Here is a 1,573-nt window from a genome sequence, read left to right as displayed (position 1 = left end):
TGGCCCGGAAGGGCTGCCGCCGCCCGCAACGCTCTGATCGAAGGGATCATCGCCGAGAGCGAGGACGAGTCCCTGCTCGACCAGTACCTGGCCGGCACAGCGCTTCCGACGAAACTGCTGCTCGACGATTTGGAGACGGCGGTCGCCCGGGGGCGTTTCCATCCGGTCGTGGCGACGGCGGGGAGCGGGCCCGGCGCACCTGGCGTCACAGAACTGCTGGACCTCTTCACGCGGGCGTTCCCGTCTCCGTTCGAGCATCCCGTACCGGCTGCCAGCCGGCCGGACGGATCGTCCTGCCCGGTCCCGTCGGGCGGCCCTGACGGTCCGCTGGCGGCCGAGGTCATCAGGACAACGACCGACCCGTATGTCGGGCGCGTCTGCCTGGTCCGGGTGTTCTCCGGCACGCTGCGCCCGGACACACCCGTGCATGTCTGCGGGCACGGCCGGGCCGAACGGGGTCATCCCGACCACGACGAGGACATGAAGATCGGCGCAATCTCCCATCCCATGGGCCGATCCGCGCAGCAGTTCGTCGAGATGTGCCAGGCCGGCGATATCTGCGCCGTCTCCAAGCTCACAACCGCGGAAACCGGGGACACCCTGTCGAGCCCGGACGCTCCCATCCTGTTCGAGGCCTGGCGCATGCCCGAACCGCAGCTGCCCATGGCGATCCGCGCGCGGACGAAGAGCTCCGAGGACAAGCTGTCCACCGCGCTCGCCCAGATCAGCGCCGAGGACCCGAGCGTGACCGTGGAGCACAACGCGGAGACCGGACAGCTCGTCCTGTGGTGCATGGGCGAGGCCCACGGCGATATGATCATTGACCGGCTCGAGAACCGTTACGGCGTGGCAGTCGGCCGGATGCCGATACGGGTGCCCATGCGGGAGACCCTGCGCGGACCAGCCCGGGGAACGGGCCGGCATGTCAAACAGTCCGGCGGCCATGGCCAGTATGCGATCTGTCATATCGAGGTGGAGCCGTTGGCGGCCGGTTCCGGGCGGGAGTTCTGTGACGAGGTGGTCGGTGGCGCTGTCCCGCGCCAGTTCGTCCCGTCAGTGGAGAAAGGCGTGTGGCGCCAGTTTGACCTCGGGGTGGCCGCCGGCTTCCCGCTTGTCGACCTTCGGGTTCGCCTGGTGGACGGCAAGGCGCACTCCGTGGACTCCTCCGACGTCGCCTTCCAGGCCGCGGGTGCGCTGGCGTTGAAGGACGCCGCTCGGGCCGCCGGGATTCTGCTGCTCGAACCTGTGCTCTCCGTCTGCGTGCTCACGCCCGATGAGCATGTCGGCCCGGTCACCAGCGACCTGGCGGCACGACGTGGCCGGGTTGTCGGGATCGCGCCGGCCAGCGACACGGCGCAGGCCGGCGCCGGGGGCAGGAACCGTACGATGATCAGAGCCGAGGTGCCTGAGACGGAGATGCTCAGGTACGCCGTTGACATCCGTTCGCTGACCCAGGGCATCGGGACGTTCTCCCGAAACCATCTGCGGTACGAACCGATGCCTGATCACCTCGCGGCCGAGTACCTCGCCGCCCGAGCGGCCGAGTGACCGTCCCCTGGTTGTCGGCCCGTGC

The 1,573-nt window shown here is 69.2% G+C and carries 1 protein-coding gene; it reads left to right on the top strand.

Features of this window, described 5'->3' with window-relative positions:
• Positions 1–1,548: EF-Tu/IF-2/RF-3 family GTPase (locus tag MJ783_RS16620; RefSeq protein ID WP_239311358.1), on the top strand; the 1,548-nt coding region annotated here is incomplete at its 5' end.
• Between the last annotated feature and the right edge of the window lie 25 nt (positions 1,549–1,573).

This window comes from Protofrankia sp. Cj3, assembly GCF_917627355.1.
Classification (GTDB): Bacteria; Actinomycetota; Actinomycetes; order Frankiales; family Frankiaceae; genus Protofrankia.
Note: the sequence above shows the minus strand (reverse complement) of the source record. Positions and strands in the feature narration are given on the sequence as shown.